The organism is Belnapia mucosa, assembly GCF_016775475.1.
Classification (GTDB): domain Bacteria; phylum Pseudomonadota; class Alphaproteobacteria; order Acetobacterales; family Acetobacteraceae; genus Belnapia; species Belnapia mucosa.
The window spans coordinates 1-1364 of record NZ_JAEUXJ010000070.1; the positions used below are offsets into that span (position 1 = coordinate 1).

Genomic DNA, 1364 nt, shown 5'->3' on the forward strand with positions numbered 1-1364 from the left:
CGTAATTACCCACCCCCCCCTTGCGCAGGAGCGGGTTGGCTGATTCGATCCTCACATGCAGCGGGACGAGCTTGAGCACCTGAGCAAGGCGGAGCTGATCGAGCTGGTGCTGCGGCTGCAGCGGCCGGAGAAGACCTCGCGCACATCCTCCAAGCCGCCTTCTACGGACCGGAAGGAGAGGCGCGAGCATGCCAAGCCTGGAGGGGCCAAGCCGGGCCATGAGGGCCACAGCCGGCCCTTGAGCGACGATGTCTCCGAGAGGGTCGCCCACCGTCCTGATGTCTGCCCGTGCTGCCGAATGGAGCTCGCGCCCGGTCTACCGACCGAAGCAGCCGGGGTCTGGGAGCACATCGAGTTGCCCGCGGTCCGGCCGCGGGTGGTGCACCACCATCGCCTGGCGGTGCGCTGCCCCGGATGCGGCACGCGGGCGGTGGCGCCCGTGCCGGTCAGCGGCACACCCTTCGGCCCGCGGCTGCACGCGGTGGCCACCTACCTGAAGACCTACCAGGCACTCTCCTATGAGCGGCTCCAGGCCGCGCTGGCCGACCTGTTCGGGCTGCGCCTCAGCCAGGGCGGGCTGATGAACCTGCTCCGCCGCGCCCAAGGCCGGTTCCAGCCCGGGCGCGAGACAGCCGTCGCGGCGCTGCGGCGTGCCCAGGTGGTGGCATCGGATGAGACCGGCGTGCGGATTGAGGGCTGCACCGGCTATCATTGGGTATTCCGCTGCCAGGAGGCCGTGGTGCACCAGCCCGCGCCGACGCGCGCCGCCTCCGTCGTGCGCGACATGATGGACGGGCACCGCCCCGCGGTCTGGCTCTCGGACCGCTACTCGGCACAACAAGGCCATGGCTTGGCCCAGCAGACCTGCCTCGCCCACTTGGCGCGCAACGTGGCGTATGCAGTGGAGGCCAGCGACGACCCCGTGCCGTTCCGGCTCAAGCTCTGGCTGGGCTCAGCCTTCGCCCTGGCGGACGCCGCCGCAGGCTTGGCCGCCTCCACCCTGGCCGCCAAGCGGCGGGCGCTCGAGCGCAGGCTGGACCCGATCCTGGCCGCGCCCAGCCTTTGCGAGCTGACACGGGCGCTGCAAGCGAAGCTGCGACGAGCGCGCGACCAGCTGCTGACCTTCGTCGACTGGCCCGGTCAGGTTGAGGCGACGAACAACGCCTGCGAGCGCGATCTCCGCCCCGCCGTGATCCAGCGCAAGGTCACCAACGGCTATCGCGCGATGTGGGCCGCTCAGGGTGAGGCCAACGTGCGCACCGTGGTCGACACCGCCCGCCTCGCGCCGAACGCCAGCGTATTCGGTACCATCCTGACGACCGTCACGGCCTGACCACTCAGCCGCAAAAGTCCGGGGGTGGGTA

Annotated in this window: 1 protein-coding gene; it reads left to right on the top strand. The window is 70.7% G+C overall.

Annotation, left to right across the window (positions count from 1 at the left end; genetic code table 11):
- Positions 1-55: 55 nt before the first annotated feature.
- Positions 56-1333: an IS66 family transposase gene (tnpC, locus tag JMJ55_RS30380; protein WP_202829339.1), complete on the top strand. Its 1278-nt coding sequence runs from the start codon at positions 56-58 to the stop codon at positions 1331-1333.
- The last annotated feature ends 31 nt before the right edge of the window (positions 1334-1364 follow it).